16 protein-coding genes are annotated in these 24497 nt (G+C 45.3%); 13 read left to right on the forward strand and 3 right to left on the reverse strand.

Features of this window, described 5'->3' with window-relative positions; translation table 11 throughout:
* The first annotated feature begins 32 nt into the window (after positions 1 to 32).
* The 3 genes from galK to rnhA all read left to right on the forward strand — a co-directional run bounded on the left by galK (position 33) and on the right by rnhA (position 5368).
* Entirely contained in the window at positions 33 to 1103 is a 1071-nt protein-coding gene (gene galK / locus H6G03_RS19330; RefSeq protein WP_190466897.1) for a galactokinase, read from the forward strand.
* Positions 1104 to 1133: 30 nt separating this feature from the next.
* Positions 1134 to 4331 (forward strand): CHAT domain-containing protein, encoded by a 3198-nt coding sequence (locus H6G03_RS19335; RefSeq protein ID WP_190466899.1) that lies wholly within the window; start codon positions 1134 to 1136, stop codon positions 4329 to 4331.
* A 182-nt stretch (positions 4332 to 4513) separates the two neighbouring features.
* Positions 4514 to 5368 carry a ribonuclease HI gene (gene rnhA / locus H6G03_RS19340; protein WP_190466902.1) on the forward strand — a complete coding sequence of 285 codons (855 nt, stop codon included), beginning with the start codon at positions 4514 to 4516 and terminating at the stop codon, positions 5366 to 5368.
* Between the two features lie 111 nt (positions 5369 to 5479).
* Here rnhA and cruG read toward each other — a convergent pair whose 3' ends face one another.
* Both cruG and cruF read right to left on the reverse strand, forming a co-directional pair.
* Positions 5480 to 6715: a 2'-O-glycosyltransferase CruG gene (gene cruG / locus H6G03_RS19345; RefSeq protein WP_190466904.1), complete on the reverse strand. Its 1236-nt coding sequence runs from the start codon at positions 6713 to 6715 to the stop codon at positions 5480 to 5482.
* Positions 6712 to 7686, reverse strand: a complete 975-nt coding sequence (gene cruF / locus H6G03_RS19350) for a gamma-carotene 1'-hydroxylase CruF (RefSeq protein WP_190466908.1) — start codon at positions 7684 to 7686, stop codon at positions 6712 to 6714. The genes cruG and cruF overlap by 4 nt, the downstream gene beginning before the upstream one ends.
* 270 nt (positions 7687 to 7956) lie before the next feature.
* Between cruF and H6G03_RS19355 the strand changes: the two genes are divergently transcribed.
* Positions 7957 to 8379: a hypothetical protein gene (locus H6G03_RS19355; RefSeq protein ID WP_190466911.1), complete on the forward strand. Its 423-nt coding sequence runs from the start codon at positions 7957 to 7959 to the stop codon at positions 8377 to 8379.
* 330 nt (positions 8380 to 8709) lie between these two features.
* On the opposite strand, the gene H6G03_RS19360 is transcribed toward H6G03_RS19355, so the two are convergent.
* Complete coding sequence (locus H6G03_RS19360; protein ID WP_190466913.1) at positions 8710 to 9045, reverse strand: DUF4870 domain-containing protein; 336 nt, start codon at positions 9043 to 9045, stop codon at positions 8710 to 8712.
* 471 nt (positions 9046 to 9516) lie between these two features.
* Here H6G03_RS19360 and H6G03_RS19365 point away from each other — a divergent pair, with 471 nt between their 5' ends.
* The 9 genes from H6G03_RS19365 (at position 9517) to H6G03_RS19400 (ending at position 24050) form a co-directional block, all read left to right on the forward strand.
* Positions 9517 to 14997 carry a trifunctional serine/threonine-protein kinase/ATP-binding protein/sensor histidine kinase gene (locus tag H6G03_RS19365; RefSeq protein ID WP_190466916.1) on the forward strand — a complete coding sequence of 1827 codons (5481 nt, stop codon included), beginning with the start codon at positions 9517 to 9519 and terminating at the stop codon, positions 14995 to 14997.
* A gap of 333 nt (positions 14998 to 15330) precedes the next feature.
* The gene (gene prfC, locus H6G03_RS19370) at positions 15331 to 16959 is read left to right on the forward strand and encodes a peptide chain release factor 3 (protein WP_190466994.1); all 1629 of its coding nucleotides are present in this window, start codon (positions 15331 to 15333) and stop codon (positions 16957 to 16959) included.
* Positions 16960 to 17125: 166 nt separating this feature from the next.
* Positions 17126 to 17707, forward strand: a complete 582-nt coding sequence (locus tag H6G03_RS19375; protein ID WP_190466919.1) for a hypothetical protein — start codon at positions 17126 to 17128, stop codon at positions 17705 to 17707.
* A gap of 55 nt (positions 17708 to 17762) precedes the next feature.
* Complete coding sequence (locus tag H6G03_RS19380; protein ID WP_190466922.1) at positions 17763 to 20249, forward strand: zinc metalloprotease HtpX; 2487 nt, start codon at positions 17763 to 17765, stop codon at positions 20247 to 20249.
* Between the two features lie 558 nt (positions 20250 to 20807).
* Complete coding sequence (locus tag H6G03_RS38895; RefSeq protein ID WP_255512256.1) at positions 20808 to 20939, forward strand: hypothetical protein; 132 nt, start codon at positions 20808 to 20810, stop codon at positions 20937 to 20939.
* Positions 20940 to 21171: 232 nt separating this feature from the next.
* A complete protein-coding gene (locus H6G03_RS19385; protein WP_190466925.1) occupies positions 21172 to 21657 on the forward strand; it encodes an RNA recognition motif domain-containing protein in 486 nt (161 codons plus the stop codon).
* 123 nt (positions 21658 to 21780) lie between these two features.
* Positions 21781 to 21924, forward strand: a complete 144-nt coding sequence (locus H6G03_RS19390) for a hypothetical protein (RefSeq protein WP_190466928.1) — start codon at positions 21781 to 21783, stop codon at positions 21922 to 21924.
* A 66-nt stretch (positions 21925 to 21990) separates the two neighbouring features.
* Complete coding sequence (locus tag H6G03_RS19395; protein ID WP_190466931.1) at positions 21991 to 23145, forward strand: glycosyltransferase; 1155 nt, start codon at positions 21991 to 21993, stop codon at positions 23143 to 23145.
* A 173-nt stretch (positions 23146 to 23318) separates the two neighbouring features.
* Positions 23319 to 24050, forward strand: a complete 732-nt coding sequence (locus H6G03_RS19400; RefSeq protein WP_190466934.1) for a sugar transferase — start codon at positions 23319 to 23321, stop codon at positions 24048 to 24050.
* Positions 24051 to 24497: the final 447 nt, after the last annotated feature.

The following is a 24497-nucleotide window of genomic DNA, read 5'->3' on the forward strand; positions in this document are numbered from 1 at the left end:
GAACGCAGATGAACGCAGATGGATAATAAAGTATGAAAAATTTTCAAGAAGTGTTTGGTAAAGCACCAGAAATAGAAGTCAGCGCACCCGGAAGAGTGAATTTACTCGGCGAACACACGGACTACAATGATGGGTTTGTGTTACCTACTGCCATTCCCCAAAAAACTACGGTGCAGTTGGGTTTTAGCAATGACGATCGACATCATTTTTATTCGGCAGAATTGGATGAGAAAGTCAGCGTTGACAACGGTGATGCTACGCCAGAAGGGTTCGCTAGCTATATTTTTGGCTGTATTCAACTCTTAGAAAAAGAAGGATATAAAATACCGCCGCTGCATCTTTACGTGACATCTTCCGTACCGATGGGTTCGGGTTTGTCTAGCAGTGCGGCGTTGGAAGTTAGCACGTTGCGGGGAATAAAATTACTCCTCAATCTTCCGCTTGATGATGTTCGCATTGCCGAAATCGCACAGCAGGCAGAAATTCATTATGCCGGTGTGAATTGCGGGATTATGGATCAAATGGCGTCGAGTCTAGCCGATAGCGAACATATGCTATTTTTAGATACGCGGACGCTCGATCGCCAAATTCTTCCTTTCCCCACAGGCGCAGAAATTGTCGTTATCGATAGCGGCGTACCTCGAACTTTAGCAGCAAGCGGTTACAACCAAAGACGTGCGGAATGCGAAGAAGCGGCGCGACAATTGGGAGTAAAAGCACTCAGAGATATTACCGACCCGCAAGCGGTGGAAGTATTACCCGAACCTTTGCGGCGTCGCGCACGTCACGTCGTCACTGAAGATAACAGAGTGCTGGAAGCAATTCAAGGTGTATCTGCGAAACGTTTTGGCGAATTGATGAATGCTTCTCACGTTAGTTTGCGCGATGATTACGAAGTTTCTGTCCCCGCACTCGATACCTTGGTGGCGATGCTGCAAGAAACTCCGGGAGTATTTGGCGCACGCCTTACTGGTGCTGGTTTTGGGGGTGCTTGCGTCGCTTTGGTGGAAAGTGGAAAGGCAAGTGCGATCGCGCAAAATATCGTCGAAAGCTACAATCAAAAAGATTATACCGGACAGATTCTAGTCCCCAGCGTCAGTTAAATCGCACAAGCGAATTCAAGAGGGTCATTGATGTTTAGGCGAATTTGGCAAAAAATCGTTCGGTTCTTTCGGCGTTTGTTTGGATGGGAAACTTCCACCCAGCGATATCGAACAGCATCTGGAAAACGATCGTATCTGTCTTCAACAGCGGAACAGAGGCAGGTAGAAGCGCCTAAATCTCTCGAAAATGCCGATTACGAATTTCTCTTTATGCAGTTGCTGGAAGGAGTATCGCACGGTTGGCAGCAGCAACGAGTATTGAAATTTGTGGCAGACTTGGAAGGACGCACGACTGAAGAACAATGGGTGACGTGGTTGCGCGGTTTCGGTGAAAGATTGCTGGCGTCACCCGCAAGTCATCAGGAATTGGCAATCCGGATGCTTCAGCTGGCGGATATTGGTTGTGGCGAATTGGGAGAAGTCGCCGGTGAAATTGGTAGCAATTTGTTGGAAGGTTTAGATATTCAACAACCACTACAGCAAATGCAAATAAATCCTGATTCTCCGCTGACAGTTGCTGAGAATTCTGTTTCTTTCTTTCCCGTTAATGGAGAGGATGAAACTTGGGATGAAAACCAACCAATTACGATCGATCGCTTATGGCAGCTTTTGCAGCAGGATGCGGATTTAGCAGCGCAAATGGCGGAAATATTTGATGTTCCGTCAGCCGATCCGCAAGCTATTATTGAAGCCATGATTAATCATGGCAGCGTCGAAAGTCAATCGACTACAGATAATAATGTAGAAGATGCAAATGCAAATGCAAATGCAAATCCAGATGCGGATGAAGATGCAGAATTTTGGTTTAACCAAGGTCTTCACGAATTGCGATCGAGCGATTTTGCAGGCGCGATTGCCAGTTTCGATCGCGTTGTTGAAATTAAACCGGACAACTACGAAGCTTGGTACAATCGCGGTGAAGCACAAAGGTATTTAGGACAATATCAAGAGGCGCTAGCTAGTTTCGATCGCGCTGTGGCAATCAAACCCGATCGTCACGAAGTTTGGTACAATCGAGGATTGCCGCTGTTTGAATTAGGACGATATGAAGATGCGATCGCCAGTTTCGATCGCGCTATTGAAATTAAACCAGACCAGTACGAAGTTTGGTACAGCCGAGGATTTTCGCTGTTTACTTTAGGAAGATATGAAGATGCGATCGCCAGTTACGATCGCGCTATTGTCATCAAACCAGACCTCCACGAAGTTTGGTACAACCGAGGCATCGCGTTGTCTAATTTAGGAAGATTAGAAGAAGCGATCGCCAGTTACGATCGCGCTATTGAAATCAAATCTGACTACTACGAAAGCTGGAACAATCGAGGCATTGTTTTGAAGGATTTAGGACGCTATGAGGAAGCGATCGCCAGTTTCGATCGTACCCTTGCCATTAAGCCTGACCTTTATCAAACTTGGATTAACCGAGGTAATGCGGTCGCAACTTCAGTTACCCACGATCCTCTGCTTGCTTCCATGAGTGCGATCGCCAAACAAAACCCATCTTTAAATCAGCGCGGATATGACGGACAAATAGCAAGCTATCAAGAAGCTTTGAAGTATGTTTCCCAAAATACTCAACCGGAAGGTTGGGGAAAATTACATTTATTTATGGGAATTGCACAATACGATCGAGGTCGTATCGATGTCAAACCTCGCGAATATTGGCGCAAAGCTGTTGCCGAATATCAAGAAGCGCTCAAAACCCTGACGGAATCGGCATTTCCTGAATTGCATCTAGAGGTTTTACAAAACCTTTTTAAAGCACTTTTAGGTTTGGGAGAAACAGCAGAAGCCGCTGAATTACAGCGACGCGGTTCTGATTTGTGGCGTCGCTTGCTCAAAGATCCGAAGCGTTCTGAAACTAATAAAAAACAACTTGCTTTCCAATTTGTACCATTTCAACAATTGTCAGTCGATCTAGCCGTTCAATCCCGTCAATTCGTGCCAGCATTAGAACTGGCAGAAAAACACAAAAACGCTTGCTTAACTTGGCTTTTGGATGACTGGAAAGATGAGATTATATCACCAAATTGGCTTGATATCCAAAAACTGCTGAATCCCAGAACGGCAATAATTTACTGGCATCTCAGTCCATCCGCACTGACGACTTTTATTCTCAAACACGACGCGCCAGAACCGATCGTTTTGAAAGAAAACCCAGTGCGCGAAGAAAGCAACTTTCCCAGTCGCGTAGTGGAATTGGAAAATTGGATAAAAGATTGGCATAAACAATATCAAGAATATCACCGTAACGCCGAGAAAAAAAATTATATTTGGCGACAAGAGTTAGAGGCAAAACTAGAGCATATCGGTAATATTATCGATATTTCAGATGTTATCGAAGAACTCAACGACATCACACAACTAATCCTCATACCTCATCGCGACTTGCACAGATTTCCGCTGCATTATCTATTTCCAGATAACTTCACCATCACCTATTTACCCAGCGCCCAAATCGGTTTAAACTTACAAAATTCAGACAATCTAGAAATAAATAGGGCATCGCGTCTGCTGAGTGTCGAATCTCCCAATACTGACGGTTTATCATCGCTTCTTCATGCGGAAATAGAAGCATCTGCCATTACCCAAATGTTCGACAATCCGACGCGCTTTACCGATGTCAACGCCACAAAACAACAGATAATAGCGGCTTTGTCAAGTCAACAGGATATTTTTCACTTCACCGGTCACGCCAGCTATAATTTCTCGCAGCCGAAACATTCCGCTTTGTTCCTATCCGGACAAGACAAATTCACATTAGAAGAAATTTGTCAACTACCTTTAAGTAGTTATCGCCTCGCCTACCTTTCTGTGTGCGAAACTGCGATCGCCCAGAATCAAACTATCATGGCAGAATATGTGGGACTGGTGAGCGGTTTTGTCAGACAAGGTGTGTCTCATACAGTCAGTACCTTGTGGACAACACCAGAAGATTCCAGTGCTTTGTTGGCGATCGAATTCTACCGACACCTCAAAAGCGACATTCCACCCGCCGAAGCCCTCAAACAAGCCCAACAGTGGTTGCGAACCGTCACTTACTCCGAACTTGCCCAAATGTATAAAAACCTTAGCGCCGAACTGTACGAGTACGCGCCAGGAGTCAGCGAATACTTAAGATTTCAAGCGATGTTCTTGGAAGGAAACCCAGATAAAATAAATTCACCCCAACCCCCATACGCCCATCCTTATTATTGGGCTGCTTTTACGATCGCAGGTAGATGCTAGGGGCTAGGGGCTAGGGGCTAGGGAAGAGGGGAAGAGGGGAAAGGGAAAAGGAAATAGGGAACAACTTTATTCTCCCACTCCCTCACTCTCCCACTCCCCCACTCCCCTCTTCCCTCTTCCCCTAACCCCTAGCCCCTAACCCCTAATCCCTAACCCCTAACAATACAACCAGACACGATATAATGCTTTCTTTGCGTACAATCGAAAAATTATATACAGATGGAGCTTGTAGCGGCAATCCTGGCCCTGGTGGCTGGGGTGTGGTAGTCTACTTCCAGGATGGCTCCGTTTACGAAATGGGCGGCGGTGAAGCCCAAACTACCAACAATCGGATGGAAATGCAAGCAGCCATCCAAGCGCTCAAACTTCTAGCAGCGACGGGACAAAACCAACCAGTCACCATCTATACCGATAGCGAATACCTCAAAAAGGGAATAACCCAATGGATAAAAGGCTGGAAAAAGAAAGGTTGGAAAACCTCAGAAGGTAAAGCCGTCCTCAACCAAGATTTGTGGGAACATCTCGATACACTCAATTCCAAACAGGTAGACTGGCAGTATGTCCGGGGTCATGCGGGTGATGTTGGCAACGAACGGTGCGATGCGATCGCTCGCGCCTTTGCTAATGGTAGAATTCCCACACTCAAACAGCCAGCCTTATCAGAAGCATTTGGTTCAGAGGCTACAAACGGTTCTGGTTACGAAAAGTTACAATCCAGTGATGTATCCTCCGATCTTCTCGTTACCGACTTGGCTATGACAGAATCCACGACTAATTCCTTTACGGAAACAAATCATAATTTATCCGGTGAAGTTAGAGTTACTCAACTCCGCAATCTCATAGAAACTTTACGCATTGCCGATGACGTTGCTAGTAAAGGCTACCTGATTACCAGTTCCGAACTAGCAGACTTGATGGATATCCACACCAGTGCAGTTACAAGTCGGGGGGATAATTGGGTTTGGCGTAATTGGGTTGTTTCGCGGGTGCGGCGAGAAGGCAATCAAATCCTCTGGCAATTGGAAAGAGTGGATTAATTGCAAATTTTAAATTTCAGATTGCAAATTGAAAGGCACACAAGCGAAAAAAAGGGGCAGCGGTTATACTGCCCAAAAGTCCAAAGTAGATAACGAGAATATGTCCGATCGTTAGCTCGATCGCTTAACTTGACTGTATTGTCGTCCTCGCCACTGAGTAGGCGTCTGGATGGACGAGAGCAAAATTCGCACAAAAGCCAAGGGATCTGCCAGGGGAGAAAGGTAAAAGTAAAAAGGTAAAATATTACCTTTTTCTTTTTTACTTTTACCTTCATAAGAAGGTGCGATCGCCAACAACAACGCAAACCGAATCGCCAGCAGAAATAGATTCAATCCCAGCAAAAGGAAAGACGGGGAGAAGGAGAGAGGGGGAGAGAACAAAAGATAGCAGAGTACGATCGGCAGAGGTAGACCTTGGAGGCTAAACAGCAACCAAAGATCTCCCAACTGCTGAGAACTCGAAGCAGCATCTTTGAGGTCGAGACTTCGCCCCCACTCTTTCCAAGTTTGAGCAGCACCCTCATACATCCGCACCTTTAAAACCTTTGCGCCGTCCAGAAAACCCACCCGATATCCCTGGGAAGCAACATAACGGGCTAAGGTGACATCATCGCAGAAAGAACTGCGGGCGCTGGTGTAACCTCCCACATTCTCCAAAACCGATCGACGGCACAGAAAACACTGACCGTTTGCCATGACCCGTTCTGGGGACTGGTTAGCAGTACCAGCCGGGTCAAAGCGATACAGCAGCGTCATCAGCAGCGCCGGTTGCAGCCACCACTCCCCCGGATATTCCAAGACAAACCGAGGAGAGAGAGAAACTAAATCGTATCCCTCGGCTTGTGCAGCTTTGACCAAACTGGCAACTAAGCCAGGACTGGGCTGGGTATCTGCATCGATTCCCAAAACCCATTCGCTTTTCTGGGAACTGTGCAGAAAACCGGTATGCAATGCCCAAGGACGCCCCACCCAGCCATCAGGTAAGGGATCGTCGTTAATGAGGCGAAATCGCGGGTCTTTTTGCTGGGAAGCTTTCACCAAATCGGGAGTACCGTCCTGGGAATGGCTGTCCACGATCGTAATTTCCCGCACTTCGTAGCCTTGGCGAGTCAAAGCAGCCAGACAGGGGCCAATGCGTTTGGCCTCGTTCAGTGTGGGAACAACAACGCTGACTGCACCCAGAAGTTCTGGTGTAGGGGTGAGGGGTTCTATGGGAGGACGGCGACTGGGGCCTTTGAGCAAGCGCGAGAGTAAGATAAATACTGCTGGCGCTTGTATAATTAGCAGCCCCAGAGAAATTGCACCCCAGATTTCTTCTGCCAACAAGTTTGTCAACCAAAAGCTCACTTGGGAGCAACCCCCGCAGAAGCAACTGAAACTTCAGCTTTCCGGCTGGCTTCGCTGGCAGATAGATTAGCAGCAGCGGTAGTAACTGCTAAATTGAGGGCAGCGCTGTCTGGTGCTGGTTTGGCTGCCCACCAAAGGGTGACGGCAGGAAAAACGCCTACCACTAAACCCAATACAACAGGTATCCAGATGCCAGCTGCCAAGCTCATTACCGTTGCGAAGACAAAGTTACCCAAATAAACGGTTAGGGGCAGGTTTAGTTGCGATCGGGTTAACTGTCCAACTGCATCTGATGTTGAGTTGGAGATCTTTTTCCACAAAATAGTTGCCACGGTCATGAACACTGTACCCGTTCCAAACCAACCGGCAAAGTTTTGGTAGGGCATCCCGAAGAAAGCACCGGGTTGTTCCCAATGCCAGAAGGGAACCATCGTCTGACTCATGGCGGGGTCAAGTACGAAGTCCCAGGATGTCAGTAGCAGGGCTCCTAATGCAATTGCCCCGACTTGATACAGCCAACTCGATTTGCGATCGGAATTTAAACCCGTTGTGGCGAGTAAGTAGGAAACCAACCCTAAATAAAACCAGGAAAGGGGTATCGTCACGGGAACTAAGCCAGCTACCTTATATCCCAAGCCGCTCAAATACCCATAGTGACCGAAGGGAAAACCCGTACTGGTTCCCAGCAATTCGCTACCCAAGGAAATAAACACAGACGGGACCATAAATGCCAGCCAACGCCACAACCCCAGCGTGCGGTAAGCATAAATGGCCACAGCTGCCGCTCCCAAAACGATGTAAACTACACCACCACCAGCCATGCTCCACTGGAAGAAGGTCTGCCCATACGCCGGTAAACTTACAATTAATTCCGGATTTGGTAAAACTAACAGCAGTCCTGCCAGTCCAAAAGCCATTGACACGAGATGACCGATCAGACAGAAGCGCTCGGCCATAACCAGTTGCTTCATAGAAACTCCTTTAGATAGATTACAATCGCAAGGGCTTCTTAATAGTTTACAAATGTTTAACAAAAGTTAACCTATCCAGTAGTGCTTTTCTGTCATATCCTTTCTGCTAAAGTTTCCTACAAAAGTTATTTCCCTCCTCCCTCTTCTTCTCCCTCCCCCACACCCCCACACCCCCACAAGCAAAAAATCGGGCAAAGGAGCCGGACGGAGAGATAAATTAGTTTCAGTCCCCGATCGAGCTAAACCGGCTATTCTGTAAAAAAGTTGCTTGTGAAAAAAATCCCCTGGCTCTCTCTAACCATACTCCTGGTTGCCTACATGACCGTGGGCTGGGTTTTATCGGCTTCTCCCTGGTATATTTTGCTCTTAGCGATCGCTCTGATTTTACTCCTAGCCGAAATTTTAGCCGCTCCGTTTTCCAACGTGAGAAAGGCTCTTGTCTATTCCTTCAGTACCGATACTCGCGGTTTTATTCTCATAATTAGTATTGCTTTTTTCGCAACCGTGCTGGCCATCTGGATTCACATTGTTGCTCATACCCTGGTTTTGCTCGCCGCAGGGCTCTTGGCTAGGTTGGATATGCTCACGGCTCGTTTTACCGATTGGCAAGCATTTTCGGTTTTATCTTTTGTTTCGCTGGCTGGCTTTGGGCTGGGTTGGGCAGCACATCACCTAGCTGCGATCGGACTCTAAAACAAAGCTCTCGCTCCTTTACCTCAAGATAGACACTCTATAAATCGGCACAAAGTCAGAGACTTCTAATGCTGTATTTGAGGACACTACTAAGTAGATAGCGTTTAACTGTCCTTCTGCCCTACAGCATTAATCGCCGTGGGGCAATTTTGTCTTTAGGGGTTAGGGGTTAGGGACTAGGGGTTAGGGGTTAGGGGTTAGGGACTAGGGATTAGGGGTTAGGGGTTAGGGACTAGGGATTAGGGGTTAGTATCGATCGCAAGTTACCTGTTGTTCTGTTCTCCCCCACTCCCCCACTCTCCCGCTCCCCCACTCCCCCACAGCCCTAAGCTACAGGAACCGAAAAATAAAAGGGTAGCGGTAGGGTTGTTCCGGATTGCTCAAGCACTGGAGAATTGCTAAGATTGGCAAAACAAAGTTGACAATTTGCAAAATTCCTAGTAATAGGAATCCGATCAATACAATTGTGAGAATTCCAAAGATGATGCCATAAATCCAGACGTTGAAGTGAAAATTCAGCGCTTCTTTGGCATTGTCTTTCACAACTGGGTCATCCGATACGAACAATACCGCGATCGGTATCCCAACGGAGACAAAGGCGAGGCTAAAAAATATCGAGCCATGACATAACGCTGATAAAATCTTTCGCTTGTCAGTGTCATACATAGAACCAACTCCTCAGAGCCAGTCAGGTTTATCCTTTCCTTATGAAGCTATCACACCTAACGCATACGCTGGCGGAGGAGATTTCCGTACTGTATGTGGGGGTAGGTAGGGACGGTTGGTTAGGGATCGGATCGAATCAGTTTGTAACAGAACGATCGATCTATCCCCCTCTATCCCCCTCCCCCCTTCTCTTCTCGCTCCGCAATTTGTTAAATCTTATTTTAAGCTTTAAGGTTGTAGGCCATACAGAAGTTCCGGCTCCACCAGTAACTATTCTTCTTATCTAGGATTGCAATACGCTTGCGGAGTGCCGATCTTCCAGTTACCTTGGGATTAGCTGATGTTACAACTGCATTTCCTTTTGAGGTTTCTCTAGAAAACATTGGCCTTCGCTCTGGCAAATCTATCCACAACGGATTCATTCAGTACTCTGGCACTCCACTCTGCCTAATCCTACTGGTAAAACAAATTATGTTAACGCTTCCTGGCTACCAAATCACGTCAGCCGTTCATACCGGAGCAAGAACAGTAATTTATCGTGGCATTAAACTGCCCGATCGACAATCCGTCATCGTCAAAACCCTGCTGTCAAAGTATCCTACCCTCGAAGAAATTACTAGATTGCGGCATGAATATAAGATTTTGCAACCATTAAACATAGAAGGAATATCCAAACCTATAGCCTTAGAAAACTATAAAAATGGTCTGGCTCTCATCCTGGAGGATTTTGGTGCGGAGTCTCTCAAGCAATTGATGGCATCCCATAAAATTTCTGTTGCCTCGTTCCTTTACATAGTTTCTCAGTTAGCAGAAATCCTCCACCAACTGTATGAAAATCACATCATTCATAAAGATATAAAACCTCAAAATATCCTAATCGAACCTGTTAACTGGACTGTCAGGCTGATTGACTTTAGCATTGCATCCCGCTTATCTAGAGAAACGCCAACTATTAGCAACGCCGATTCTCTTGAAGGCACTCTCGCCTACATTTCCCCCGAAGCAACGGGGAGAATGAATCGTTTTCTTGACTACCGCTGCGACTTCTACTCCCTCGGCGTCACCTGCTATGAAATATTGACGGGTCAGCTACCTTTTCTCACCAAAGATCCCCTAGAACTAATACACTGTCATGTAGCCGTTTCACCAATACCGCCCCATCAAGTCAACGCCGAAATTCCCCAAGCTGTTTCCGATATAGTGATGAAATTAATGGCTAAATCGGCTGAAGACAGATACCAAACAGCGTTGGGATTGAAAGCGGATATAGAAATTTGTTTGGATCGATTGTTGAGATTCGATCGCATTGAATACTTTACTCCCGGCGCTGTAGATAAGTCCGGTCAATTCCTCATTCCTCAAAAACTCTACGGACGAGAAGCGGAAGTTGCCATGCTTTTGGATGCGTTCGATCGCGTAGCGTCTCCCCAAGAGAATGGCGTCACCGCAAGCAACACCGAAATCATGCTCGTTTCCGGTTACTCTGGCATTGGCAAAACTCGCGTAATCAACGAAGTTCACAAACCAATTGTACGCCAGCGCGGCTACTTTATTGCGGGCAAATTTGACCAATTTAAGAGAAATATTCCCTATGCTGCCTTGATTCAAGCTTTTCAGGAATTAATTGCAACCTTATTAACAAACAATCTCGATAAAATCGCTATTTGGAAAGAAAAACTACAAGAAGCGCTCGGACAAAATGGCCAAGTAATTATAGATGTTATACCCGAAGTTGAACGGATTATCGGCCCTCAACCAGAAGTCCCGGAACTGGGAGCAACAGAAGCCCAAAATCGCTTTAATCGCCTGTTTCAAAAATTCATCGGTGTATTTGCCCAACCAACTCATCCCCTGGTATTATTCTTGGACGATTTACAGTGGGCAGATTCCGCTTCTCTAAAGTTAATTCAGCAGATTGTCACCGACCCCGAAAGCAAATATCTGCTGCTAATTGGAGCGTATCGCGACAATGAAGTCAGCCCCACCCACGCCACAATTCAAACTATAGAAAAAATTCAACAAGCTGGTGCAATTGTAAATAACATTGTTTTGCAACCATTGAATTTTGGTAGCATCAGTCAATTAATAGCAGATACTTTAGGTGAAACAGTAGCACAAGGAAGAACTTTTACTTTAGCTGAACTAACTTACAATAAAACCCAAGGAAATCCTTTCTTTTTAACCCAATTACTGCAAACTCTACACGCAGAAAAGCTAATTAATTTCGATTATGTAGAAGGACGATGGTTGTGGGATATAGAGAGAATACAATCTATAGGGATTGCCGATTATAGTGTTGTCGAATTGGTAGCGAGAAATATTCAAAAACTATCACCAGAAACTCAGGAAGTCTTAAAGTTAGCTGCTTGCATAGGTCACCAATTTACCTTAGATAACCTCGCTGTCGTCAACGAGCAATCTTTATTAAAAACTGCCGATGATTTGTGGGAAGCATTGCAATCTGGGTTAATTTTGCCGCTATCGCAAGCTTATAAAATTCCATTTTTTTTTGAAGAAACAGAACAATTGTTTTTACAAGTTGAAGATTTAAAAATTAGCTATAAGTTTTTACACGACAGAGTACAGCAAGCCGCCTATTCTTTAATACCAGATGAACAGAAGAAAGAGACGCACCTAAAAATAGGTAAGTTGCTTTTAGAAAAAACGGCCAAATTTGGGCTGCAAGAAAATATTTTTGATATTGTTAACCAGTTGAATATTGGCGTAGATTTCATCACCTCTGTTGCTGAAAAGGAAGAACTGGCGAAATTAAATCTGCTCGCGGGAAGGAAAGCTTTAGCCGCTACCGCTTATGATGCGGCGGTTAGATATTTAAATGTTGGTTTGCAATTGCTTGCGCCTGACTGTTGGGATAGTCAGTATGAATTGGCGCGGGATTTGTTTGTGGAAACTACAGCAGCTGAATACCTCAATACGAATTTTGAACGAGCGAAACAGTTGTCTGATGTTGTAATTCAACAAGCAAGAGATCTTATTGAAAAAATACCTATTTATGAAAGAAAAATCCAGTTTCATATTGCACAAAATCAGATGCAATCAGCGCTAGATACGGCGCTGCCAGTACTGCAAAAGCTGGGAGTATATCTTCCCAAAAAAGCAAGTAAAATTAGTATTTTGGTGGGGTTGATTGGCACGAAAATTACCCTACGAGGAAAGGAAATTGAAGAGTTGGCTAACTTGCCAGAAATGACCGATATATACAAACTGGCAGCTATGCGGATATTAATGACAGTTTTAGGATCGGTTTATTTTGTGGCTCCCAATCTTTTTCCAGTATTTATATTTAAGATGATACATTTGAGTATTAAATATGGCAATTCTCCTCTGACGGCTTACGTCTATGATTTTTATGGCGTACTATGCGTGGCTCTCGGAGATATTGAATCTGCCTATAAATTTGGCCAATTGGCTATGAGGCTACTGGAAAAATTTAACGCCAAAGAACTGAAATCGAAAGTAAAAGTAGTATTCAACAACGGAATCAGACACTGGAAAGACCATGCAAAAGAAACTTTAGAACCAATGCTTGAAGGAATTCAAGATGGTCTGGAAGTAGGAGATATAGAACACGCTTGTTACAATGCGATGAATTATTCCGTACAATCTTTTTTGGTTGGTAATCATTTAGAAACTTTGGCTCAAGCGCTGAAAAACTATCGAGAAATGACGGGTAAATTCAAACAGGATCTTCAACTAATAAGCATAAGTGTATGCAGTCAAGCAGTCGCCAATCTAACAGGTAACGCCGAGGAAAAGTGCAAGTTAGTCGGTGAAATGTTTAACGATAAAGAAATGTTACCAATATTAATAGAAAAAAACAATGTATTGGTAATTTTTTATGTTCATTTTTTTAAAACGTTTCTTTCGTATTTGTTTAAAGACTACGCTCAGGCTATTGAACAAGCGAGAAGGGCGGAAAAATACGCAGAAGGTGCGCCCGGTACTATGGCTTTTGCTGTCCATAAGTGCTACTACTCTCTGGCACTTTTAAAACAGTATAGCTACGCGACAAAAACTGAGCAAAGGCAATATCTCAAGCAAGTGACAGAGCTTCAGAAGAAAATGAAAAAATGGGCAGACCACGCGCCCACAAATCACAAACATAAGTACTTGCTTGTAGAGGCAGAAAAAGCGAGAGTACTCGTTCGAGATATAAAGGCGATGGAGTATTATGAATTAGCAATAAAAGGAGCGAAAGAACAAGGATACATCCAGGAAGAAGCATTGGCGAACGAACTCACAGCAGAGTTTTATTTCTCCCGTGGCAAAGAGAAAATAGCTCAAATATATCTCACCGATGCCTACTATGGATATATTCGCTGGGGCAGTTCGGCTAAAGTCAAAGATTTAGAAGAAAGATATCCTGAATTCTTTTTGGGATTGGTGAAGCGAGAAGACTCTGACTTGGATGTAAATAGAACAACCACCTCGACAACAGGAGGAAAGTCATCGGTATTGGATTTGGTGACTGTGGCAAAAGCTTCGCAAGCAATTTCCGAAGAAATCGTTCTCGATAAGCTGCTTGCTAAGTTAATGCACATCACACTTGAGAATGCAGGCGCTTCCAAAGGTCTTCTCTTTTTGTCAAGGGCAGATAAATTGCTGTTGGTAGCTGAGGGTGCTGTAGAAAGACAAAAGGTGCGAGTGTTGTCATCAATTCCCGTAGAATCTAGCCACGATGTACCGAGTTCAATTATCAATTATGCGGTCAGAACCGGGGAAAATTTATTATTAAATAATGCGGCGATTGAACCACGATTTGCTAACGATCCCTACATTGAGAAAAGCCAGGTCAAGTCTGTTCTTTGTTTGCCGCTGATTCATCAGGGAAAATTTACGGGAGTTTTGTATTTAGAAAATAATTTGAGTGTGGGAGCTTTTACGCCTGCGCGATTGTCCGTGTTAAAACTTTTAGCTGCACAAGCGTCTATTTCTTTAGAGAAGGCGAGCCTTTATCAGGAGTTGCAAAACTATTCTCAGCAACTGGAACAATCTTTGCATAAGTTGCAACAAACGCAGACTCAGCTAATTCAAACCGAGAAAATATCGAGTTTGGGGCAATTGGTTGCGGGGGTAGCTCATGAAGTAAATAACCCGGTTAGCTTTATCAATGGGAATCTGCACTATACAAATGAATACGTACAAAATTTGCTAAACTTGCTGAATCTATATCGGCAGTGTTTTCCCGATCCTCCAGATCGGATTCAAGAAGAAATAGAAGCGATCGATCTAGAATACCTGATAGAAGATTTGCCCAAAATGCTGTCTTCGATGAAAGTGGGAACCGATCGCATTCGCGATATTATGCAGTCGTTACGCAATTTCTCCCGAATTGATAACGGAAAACCGAAATTGGCAAACATTCATGAGGGACTCGATAGTACGCTGATGATTCTCCAGCATCGCCTCAAAGCTAAGGGAGAACGTCCGGCGATAAATTTGGTGAAGGAGTACGGGGATTTGCCGCTTGTGGAATGTTATTCGGGACAACTAAATCAGGTGTTTATGAATCTGTTGGCGAATGCGATCGACGCCCTTGAAGAAGTTTGGGGGCAAACCCACCCTCAACCCCTAAGAGTCCCACAGGGAGAGGAGAAAGATTCCAAAATTCAAAATCCAGAGATTCGCATTCGTACAGAGGCGATAGATGGCGATCGGGTGGCGATTAAGATTAAAGATAATGGCCCTGGAATGACCGAAGAAGTACGCGCTAAGCTTTTCGATGCTTTTTTTACAACCAAGCCAGAGGGTAAGGGTACTGGTTTGGGATTGTCAATTAGTTATCAAATTGTCGTCGAAAAACATGGAGGTAGTATTGAATGTTTTTCCACTCCAGGAGAAGGGACAGAGTTTGCAATCGAGATTCCTGTAAGGCAGGAGTCTCAGAATAGCGAGATGGGAGCGCTTCCCCGATCGGATGATTCAGATTAATACTGTCCTATTTTCCTATTTCACTCTGATTTATGGACGGTTTGCGATCGGGCGATCGCACCCAAGCAAGCTTTCCGATCCTCTAAATCGCCCCTTACGACCATTTGCAGTGGATTTTAGAAGAGCAAGATCTGGAAGTCAAACAAGTCTTAATTCACGGGATTGGCAGGTTGCGAATTCGTAAAGAATTAGGAAATATTGACATCGACTTTTAACTGCACTTCCATTATCCAGAATAGTGGCTCTTTCAAACGACAGTTTCAGCCATACCGTGTAAACCCAGCAAATTGTTTTTACAATGGTCAGGTGAAGATTCCCCAACAAAGCTCCATGATGACCACAGAAGTTGAAATTGAACTCGAAGCAGCAGTTGAGCGTCGGCGCAACTTTGCGATTATTTCCCACCCGGATGCCGGTAAAACTACGCTCACCGAAAAGCTCTTGCTGTACGGGGGAGCAATTCACGAAGCAGGTGCGGTAAAAGCGCGGAGAGCGCAGCGGAAGGCAACTTCTGACTGGATGGAGATGGAGCAACAGCGGGGTATCTCGATTACCTCGACAGTATTGCAGTTTGAATACCGTAATTGTCAGATTAACCTGCTAGACACGCCCGGACACCAAGATTTTAGCGAAGATACCTATCGGACTCTGGCGGCGGCGGATAATGCGGTGATGCTGATCGATGCGGCTAAAGGTTTGGAAGCGCAGACCCGCAAGCTGTTTGAAGTTTGTCGGATGCGAAATCTTCCCATCTTCACCTTTATCAACAAACTCGATCGTCCGGGACGGGAACCCTTGGAATTGCTGGATGAAATCGAGCGGGAATTGGGTTTGCAGACTTATGCTGTTAATTGGCCGATCGGTATGGGCGATCGCTTTAAAGGCGTGTTCGATCGCGAGAAGCGCCAAATTCACTTATTCGAGCGTACCGCCCACGGTAGTCGCGAAGCAAAAGATACGATCGTCGAGCTGGGCGACCCCCGTCTGGAAAAATTATTAGACCGAGACCTCTATTACCAACTCAAAGAAGATTTAGAAGTTTTAGAAGAAGTGGGGCCAGCATTGGATGTGGAGAAAGTCCACAGCGGTAAAATGACGCCCCTGTTTTTCGGTAGCGCCATGACCAACTTCGGGGTAGAACTATTCCTCAATTCCTTCTTGGACTGCGCTCTTAAACCCGGTTCTCATAACAGTACCATTGGCGAAATACCCCCCACATATCCCGACTTTTCCGGATTCGTGTTCAAGCTGCAAGCTAACATGGACCCGAAACACCGAGATAGAGTCGCTTTCGTGCGCGTTTGTACCGGTAAGTTTGAAAAAGACATGACCGTCAATCATGCCCGCTCTGGTAAAACCGTGCGTTTGTCAAGACCCCAAAAATTGTTTGCCCAAGAAAGGGAATCGATCGAAGAAGCTTATCCCGGCGATGTCATTGGTTTGAATAATCCGGGAGTATTTGCGATCGGCGACACAATTTACATCGGTCAAAAGTTAGAGTACGAAGGCATACCCTGCTTTTCGCCGGAATTGTTTGCTTATTTGAAAAACCCAAATCCTTCTAAATTTAAGCAATTTCGTAAAGGCGTTTCCGAACTGCGGGAAGAAGGCGCAGTGCAAATCATGTACTCCGCCGATGAGTCCAAGCGCGATCCCATTCTGGCAGCAGTAGGACAGCTGCAATTTGAAGTAGTGCAGTTTCGCTTGCTCAACGAATATGGAGTGGAAACTCACTTGGACTTGTTACCCTATACGGTCGCTCGCTGGGTTGCCAGTGGCTGGGAAGCTTTAGAAAAAGTTGGTCGCCTTTTCAACACCGTAACGGTAAAAGATAGTTGGGGACGCCCAGTACTTTTGTTTAAAAATGAATGGAATTTGCAACAAGTACAGGCAGATCACCCGGAATTACAGCTAAATTCTTCGGCTCCAGTAGTTTCCGGTCAGGAACCGGAATCATTATGACCTTCAATTAGAAGAGCCTGATTTTGTTAAGTTAATTCTCTTTAATTACAAAATTGGGTATCCTCTTTTTAGAGGTAAGTTACAACAGGATTGGGGCAAAATATTTTCCCCCATATTCCTGCTTTAATTTTGCCCAACTTACCTCTAAATCAAGGAGGCTAAATATATGCTTCCTCTCCAGAAATTCTTCCTGGCTGCTACTACATTAATTGCACTAGAAACAGCCACCATTTCTCCTGCTTTGGCGCTGACTTTTAATTTCCACTTCATCGACCCAGTTCCTCCCGGCCCATTGTCTGGCATTAAAGGCGGCAGTTTAACCGTCGCTGACAGCATCGATAATGTTAACCTTGGCTATCAAGGTGGCTCCGGTTCTCCTTCGGGAATAAATGTGGGAGGCATAACTGGGATGAGTAGCCAATTTGCTGTTGAGCGAACTATTGGCTGGCGGTTTTTTGCAAACGATACCTGGAATTTTGGCTCTTGGTCTACTGGTGTTTATTGGGAGTTGAAGATTTCATGTCCTTTAAATTTGACGAGTTGTAGTGGTTCGTCAGGGTCGTTTTACGCAAAATCCTACAGTTCGGTTTCTCCTTTATACAGCGGTAGCATTGCGATCGATAATTTTTCCTTACCCAAACCTCCGATTTCATCTGTTCCCGAACCTGGGGGTACAATTCCATTGTTACTGCTAGGTGCTGCGTTCTTAACTAAGAAACTAACAGGAAAAATAATAGCAATGACTTGATTTAGGTAAATAGTGGGTAGGCTATTGTGGAAGAGATTGTGATGCCAGAAAGTCTATGGTCTTTCCTCCCGATCCGCCTGCGTCTGGTGCATCTGCCTCTGGTAAGGAAAACTCATCTCTGGAGGCGGGTTTAGCAGCGCTCAAGCAAGGAAATTACAAAGATGCGATCGCTCACTTAGAAGCTGTCTGCCAAATCCAACAGAATCAAAATGCAATTTATAAGGCTCAGATGGGTTTAGTTGTAGCCTACGAACGTAGTGGCAATGTTCTAGGAGCGATCGCCCTGTGTAAAACTCTGAGTAAGAGTTCGAGCCGTCCCGTGAAAGAATGGGCCGATCGCACCCTGGCCGATTTTGTCAAGCGCTACCCAGAAGAAGGTACAGCAAGGCAGGAAGGCAGTGGGGAAGACAATCAGACTTCCCAGTCAAAAGACACTGGGTTTGTGCCTTTTAACCCCACAGCACAAGTGTCTTCGAGCAGACCGAAGGTGCCTGTGAGTCCGCCTTCATCATCTTTAAAGGATCGAAATTCTTCTTTATCTTCCCCATCTTCCCCCTCAAAGCAGGGAAACAAAGAAAATCAACCAGAAATCAGATCGCAAATATCACAAAAGTTTGATTCTGCCTCATCGCCTGGGTTTGTTCCCCTAGATAAGGCAACTAAACCAAGCAGAGGAGCAGAAGAGAAAGTCGCCAGTCGCCAATCTTCAGATCCTGAGAAAAAAAAAGCAGAAAAGAGCTTAGATTATAAACCAGGATGGAAACAAGCCGGAAGGGCACAAAAGTGGCAACGCTTGCCAGTAAAGACGGGTTTTCTCTTTGATTTATCGCAGCTTTGGGGAGTGCAGGCAGTAACTGCGATCGTCCTGCTGATTTCGACGTTTTGGGCGATCGATACCATACTCAAATTCGCAGTTAAAACAGGGAGAGATCTTTTAATTAAACTGCGAATTATCTATATAGGCGAGGATTACTATAACGACCCGATGCGTTTAGTTCCCATTGCCAGCGCGATCGCACTGATAGCCCTGATTGCCGCATCTCCCTGGTTAATGGATGGATTGCTCAAAGCATACCACAACCTCAAACCTTTACCGACGGCAACATTGAGCGAACGCAGTCCCGAAGCGGTCAGAGTGCTGCAACGTTTTACCCGCGAACAGCGCTTACCTTCTCCCACCTTATTTGTCTTACCAAATTCTGCACCCTTAGCACTTACCTACGGGAATCTGCGCCGTACTGCCCGCATTGTCGTAACTCAAGGATTGTTAGACCGATTGGCAGATGACGAAATCGCCACTATTTATGCCGAACAGTTGGGGCATATCGTTTACTGGGATTTCGCGCTGATGTCTTTGGGTGTTCTAGTGGCCCAAGTGCCTTACACTTTTTACTGGAGAGTGAGCCAGTTGGGAGATTTGTCGCCAAACTCGTTTTTGCGGTTGATTGCCGGAGCGATCGCGGCATTGAGTTACGGTATATATTGGCTATTTCGTTGGCCGCTTTTGTGGTTATCGAGGGCGAGGATTTACTATAGCGATCGCATTTCCTGCGAAGTTACGGGTAATCCGAACGGCCTCAGCCGCGCTATCTTGAAAATGGCGATCGGCATTGCCAAAGATATCGAGCAACAGGGACAAACGAGCAATCTGCTGGAAAGTTTCGAGCTGTTGACGACGGTGGGATATCGACAGGCGATGAGTTTGGGCAGCCTCTACGCTCATACTCCCCTAGAACCGCTGCTGGCGTGGGATTGCGTCAATCCTCATCGTCGCTGGTTAGCTATTAATAATTCTCATCCCCCAATGGGAGAGCGGTTGCAAATTTTAGCTCGCTATGCAAATTTCTGGAAATTAGAAACCGAACTTAACCTAACTTACCAATCTTCTGTTACCCTTCAAAATTCAAAATTTTTCTTACAAGGTTCGCCTTATTTTGGCGTTTTTATGGGTTTAGCCTTGGGAGGGATATTCTGGTTTATTGGCGGAATTAGCAGCTTGATGAGATTCCGACCGCTAGATTGGATGTGGGGAGATCCGTCAATTATATACGGTTGCCTGCTCATCGGCATCAGCATAGGCATCTTGTTGCGGATCGATTCTTTCTTTCCGGATATGAAACCTTTGTCTGTAAAAAAAGAAGCTGTTTTGGCAGATTTGCTAACCAATCCCGTTGCTTTACCCGCAGACAGTCAACCGATATACCTGGAAGGGAAATTGTTAGGGCGTCCCGGTGTCAGTAACTGGCTTTGTCAAGACCTCATTTTGCAAACGGCTACTGGTTTAGTTAAATTACACTTTTTTTCTTGGTTTGGGCCCATAGGCAATCTGTTGCCGCGATCGCCTCGCCCCAGCGATTTAGTCAACCGACCGATCTCCGCAACGGGTTGGTTTCGTCGGGGTGTTACGCCGTGGATCGATCTTGACAGCCTGAGAACTCAAGGCGGTAAAACCAGCCAAAGCGCTCATCCTGTCTGGTCTACGATTTTAGCGATCGCGGCTGCTCTTTGGGGCGCTTACATTATCTTCAAAGGCGGCGCATAGGGCTAGTGCCATTTAGCCCATCCCTTATGCCGACATCTATGTAAAGAAAAATTGCGACTTTTTTCTAAATGTGTTACATTTCTTTACAGGAATTCCTTGGTATTAGACAAGGCAACAGACAGATTTCTCAAACAGCCAGTCTGTGAAAAAGAAATCCCAAAAGCTTTTATAGCAATGGGTAATGGGCGATCGTAGTTCTGCCAGTAGGTGAAAAAGCGACAGACTGAGGTTCGGGGATGCTTGTCCGTAGAATCGGATACTACCAGGATTTCCTCCTCCCAACACAGCAAGTTTAACCAGCCGCAGCCATAGGCTGGTTTTTGTTTGCTATTGTGTAAAGATCGATAATCCTGTCGTACAATCTGTAGCGGAGCCTATGGTAAAAACAAAAATCCTGGGGGAGAATTACTCCACCTGTGACAGATATAGGCTGAAGCTGAAATCTATCTTGAGAAATGGTTCCATGCCTTATAGCGTGATACCTTAAAGAATGGCGTCAACTTTTCAGGCAAGCAAGATACAACAGAAGAAGAAAACATCTGAGTTTCACTGGCATAAATGAAGGTCGATTGGGAAGCAATTTTAAGTCCGCCGCTAGAAGCATTAGAGTTTAGCGGTGAGATAAAAGATGGATTCAAGCTGTTTGAGGAAGCTCTAAGCCTGCTCAAACGGCGATTTTACTATGAGTAATCCTCGTGGTAAGCTATCTTCATATTGAATGCCGGAAACTTAGGTGTAGGATCTTGGGCATCGAGTATTAAGTAGCGTTTTTTCATGCGATGAGCTGTGTGGTGGCAATTGGTTAGAGGGACAGAACAATTAGTTTGTTTAGGAGTTCGTCAATCCACTTTCTCCTCAGCTAATATGCAGGGAGCGCCCTTGCAAGCAAGTTTTTTTTGAATTAAAGTCTGGAGGATCTTCTATGTCCGTTCGTCTATATGTAGGCAATTTGCCTAAAGAAGAAATCGATCGTCAAGAACTGCAAGCGGTTTTTGCCGAGGCTGGGGATTCGATTTCTACCAAGGTGATTAAAGACCGCAAAACAGGGAAATGCCGTGGTTTCGGTTTTGTTACCGTGCAGACAGATGAACAAGCCGATCAATTCATTGAAAAGTTCAACGGTTACGTTTTCAAGGAGAGTGCTTTAAAAATTGAAAAGGCATTGCCTCGGTCTAAAGGTCAAAGTGAGGAGGAAGCACCACCGCCGCCAGTTGCTAAATCGGCACCCAGCAGCAGTTCTGCTCCCAGCGAAAAGAGCCGTCGAAACAAGAAGAAGAACCGTGGTGGCAGTAGCGGTAGCAGCAGCACAACATCAACTAACTCTGAAGCAGTGCAACCAGATCCCCGTTGGGCACAGGAGCTAGAAAAACTAAAGCAGATGTTAGCGGCTCAAACAACAAATCCTTGAACAAATCTTTGATTTTCTCCCGACCCCCTAAAGGGGGAGGGATTATGGAGATAGTTCTGGGGTTTTGCTGGTTAGACGAGCAAGTAGAAGCTGGAAGTTTCCTCCAAACTGCTACTGGGTGCAATGTTTTTAGCAAAATTTTCCTTGTTAGCGACGATTTCACAAAAGTCGATTAGAGAAGCGGACTTTTTGTCTGCGATCGCCATCCAGGTAGAGGTAGAGAGTTGTCTACCTCTACCTATTGTTTGGCAATATTTGGGTATTTAATGTGGGAGCTTTTTTGTGTAAAGTGAGTTTAAATTTATCGCCGTTTTGAGTTGACAAAAGTTTGCTGTGCCATTGAAATATGCGCTTGTCCACGAGTGGTTAACACCTAAAGCAACCGGAGGTTCGGAACTGGTTGTTAGGGAAATATTGCGGCACATAGATGCCGATCTTTACGCGCTGATCGATTTTGAATCGATCGATCCAAATAGCTATTTATTTAAGCGCTCTATCGGTACGACGTTTTTGCAAAGGTTTCCCAGCGCTCGTAACGGGGTGCAAAAGTACCTACCTTTCTTGCCGCTCGCGATCGAACAGCTGGATTTGCGAGAGTACGATATTATCCTATCTTCCTCCCACACTGTTGCTAAAGGCGTGATTACAAGGCCACAACAGTTGCACATCTGTTATTGCCACGCTCCCATGCGTTTCGCTTGGGACTTGACTTTTGATTACCTTGCTGGTAGTGAGATGGGAAAAGGCGTTCAGGGGGTACTGACGCGGTATTTGCTGCATCGCTTGCGGCAGTGGGATGTGCTAACTGCCAATCGCGTCGATTACTTTATTGCTAATTCCAAACATACCGCAAGTCGGATTTGGCGTTGCTATCGCCGCCGTTCCGAAGTAATTTATCCGCCAGTCAACATTGAGCGATTTCCTTTTCAGGAAAAGAAAGAAGATTTTTACCTGACAGTTTCGCGGCTGGTGAGTTATAAAAAAGTCTCTTTAATCATCAAGGCTTTCAACCAGCTAGGACGCCCCCTGGTAGTCATCGGTACTGGGCCGGAACTGAAACAACTTCGCCAATTAGCAGGCGACAACGTACAGGTGCTGGGACCGCAGCCCAATGCTGTGGTCGAGAAATACATGGCCGAGGCGAAAGCGTTTGTGTATGCTGCCTGCGAGGATTTTGGTATTGCTTTGGTAGAAGCGCAAGCCTGCGGGACGCCGGTGATTGCCTTTGGTGCAGGTGGTGCCCTGGAAACGGTGCGAGATATTCGGGAATACCCAGATACAGGTACGGGCTTATTTTTTTGGGAACAATCGGAACTAGCTTTAGCGGAAGCAGTCAAGATTTTTGAAGCGCATCAGGGAAATTTTAATCCGGAGCGGGCGCACTCACAAGCTGGTGGGTTTGCGCCTACAATCTTTGCAGAGCGGTATTTCGGGTTTGTCGATCGCTCCTATTTGAGATTCAAATCTCGAAATCAGTCTCTTTTTTGAGTTGTCGGGGAGAGGGAGAGGGAAAAGGGAAAGGAGAGAGAGAGAAGGGAGAGGAGGAATTTTGACTTTTGACTTTTGACTTTTGACTTTCCTCCTCCTCTCTTCTACTCGTAAAGTCTCTTGAGGCTTTATGATGTGGACTGTGTGTGGTGTGAAGTAGTGTAAGGAGTAAAATGACTGCCGAAAGCCCGTTCATCTCCGGCAAACTGTTTCGGGGGTTAAAAAAGCGTGGTTTGCAGCCGCTCGAACTTACAGGCAGACTTAAGGGTCTGCCTCTTGAGCATCTAAAAGGAGACTTTGCCAAGCGGCTGTTCGATATTGCGTTTTCCTTATTGGTTTTGATCCTGTTTTCCCCGGTATACCTGCTGTTAGCCTTATTGATTGCGATCGGTTCCCCTGGGCCGATTTTTTACGTGCAAACGCGCATTGGGAAAAACTACAAGCCTTTTGGCTGTATTAAATTCCGAACTATGGTCACCAATGCGGATGAAATCCTGCGGGAGATGATGGCAGCTTCTCCTGAGTTGCAGCAAGAATTCCAGGACAATTTCAAGCTCAAAAATGACCCTCGCATTACCTGGATCGGTCGATTTTTGCGGGTGACCAGCCTCGATGAATTTCCCCAGTTTTGGAACGTTTTAAAGGGGGACATGAGTGTTGTTGGCCCTCGTCCGTTAGTTGCGGAGGAACTGTTCATGTACGGTCGCCATATTGATAAGATTTTGACAATTCGCCCTGGAATCACGGGGTTGTGGCAAGTTTCCGGACGAAATGATATTCCCTACGAAAAGCGCGTCAAGATTGATGTTTACTATGTCAATTTTCGCAATTTATGGCTGGATTTGTGGGTGATTATCAAAACCGTAGGTGTGGTAATTTTTCCCACGAATAACGGAGCTTATTAAGCTTCTATCGCAGCGCTTAAACATAAGCAGGACTTACGTATTAATAAACGGCATTTAGTTAGGAGTACAAATAAAAAAGTTATGATTTTGATGCTAAAATTTTAAGATGTTCAAAGTTTTGAAATCAAAAATCATAACTTTTAGATTCCCAGTGTATATAAGTACGTAAGTCCCGCTACTGTTAAAAAAGTTTAACAATAATACAGTAGCTGAGAATTCTTTGCAAAAACTACATAGTCTCTTGATATTTAGCCGACGTGTTTAAGTTAACGTAGGAAAGGATTGAGATAGTGCCACTGGTTCGCCTGCATCAAGAAGCGATTAGCTGTAACTATAACGCCAACTGCGATCGCGTAGCGTGCCATTTGGCATAAACTAAACCTCAAATGTAAAGGTTTCTGCCTGTGGAAGACAGGCAACTACCTCAAATTGAAAGTTGCTGAGGAA

Source organism: Aerosakkonema funiforme FACHB-1375 (assembly GCF_014696265.1).
Taxonomy (GTDB): Bacteria; Cyanobacteriota; Cyanobacteriia; order Cyanobacteriales; family Aerosakkonemataceae; genus Aerosakkonema; species Aerosakkonema funiforme_A.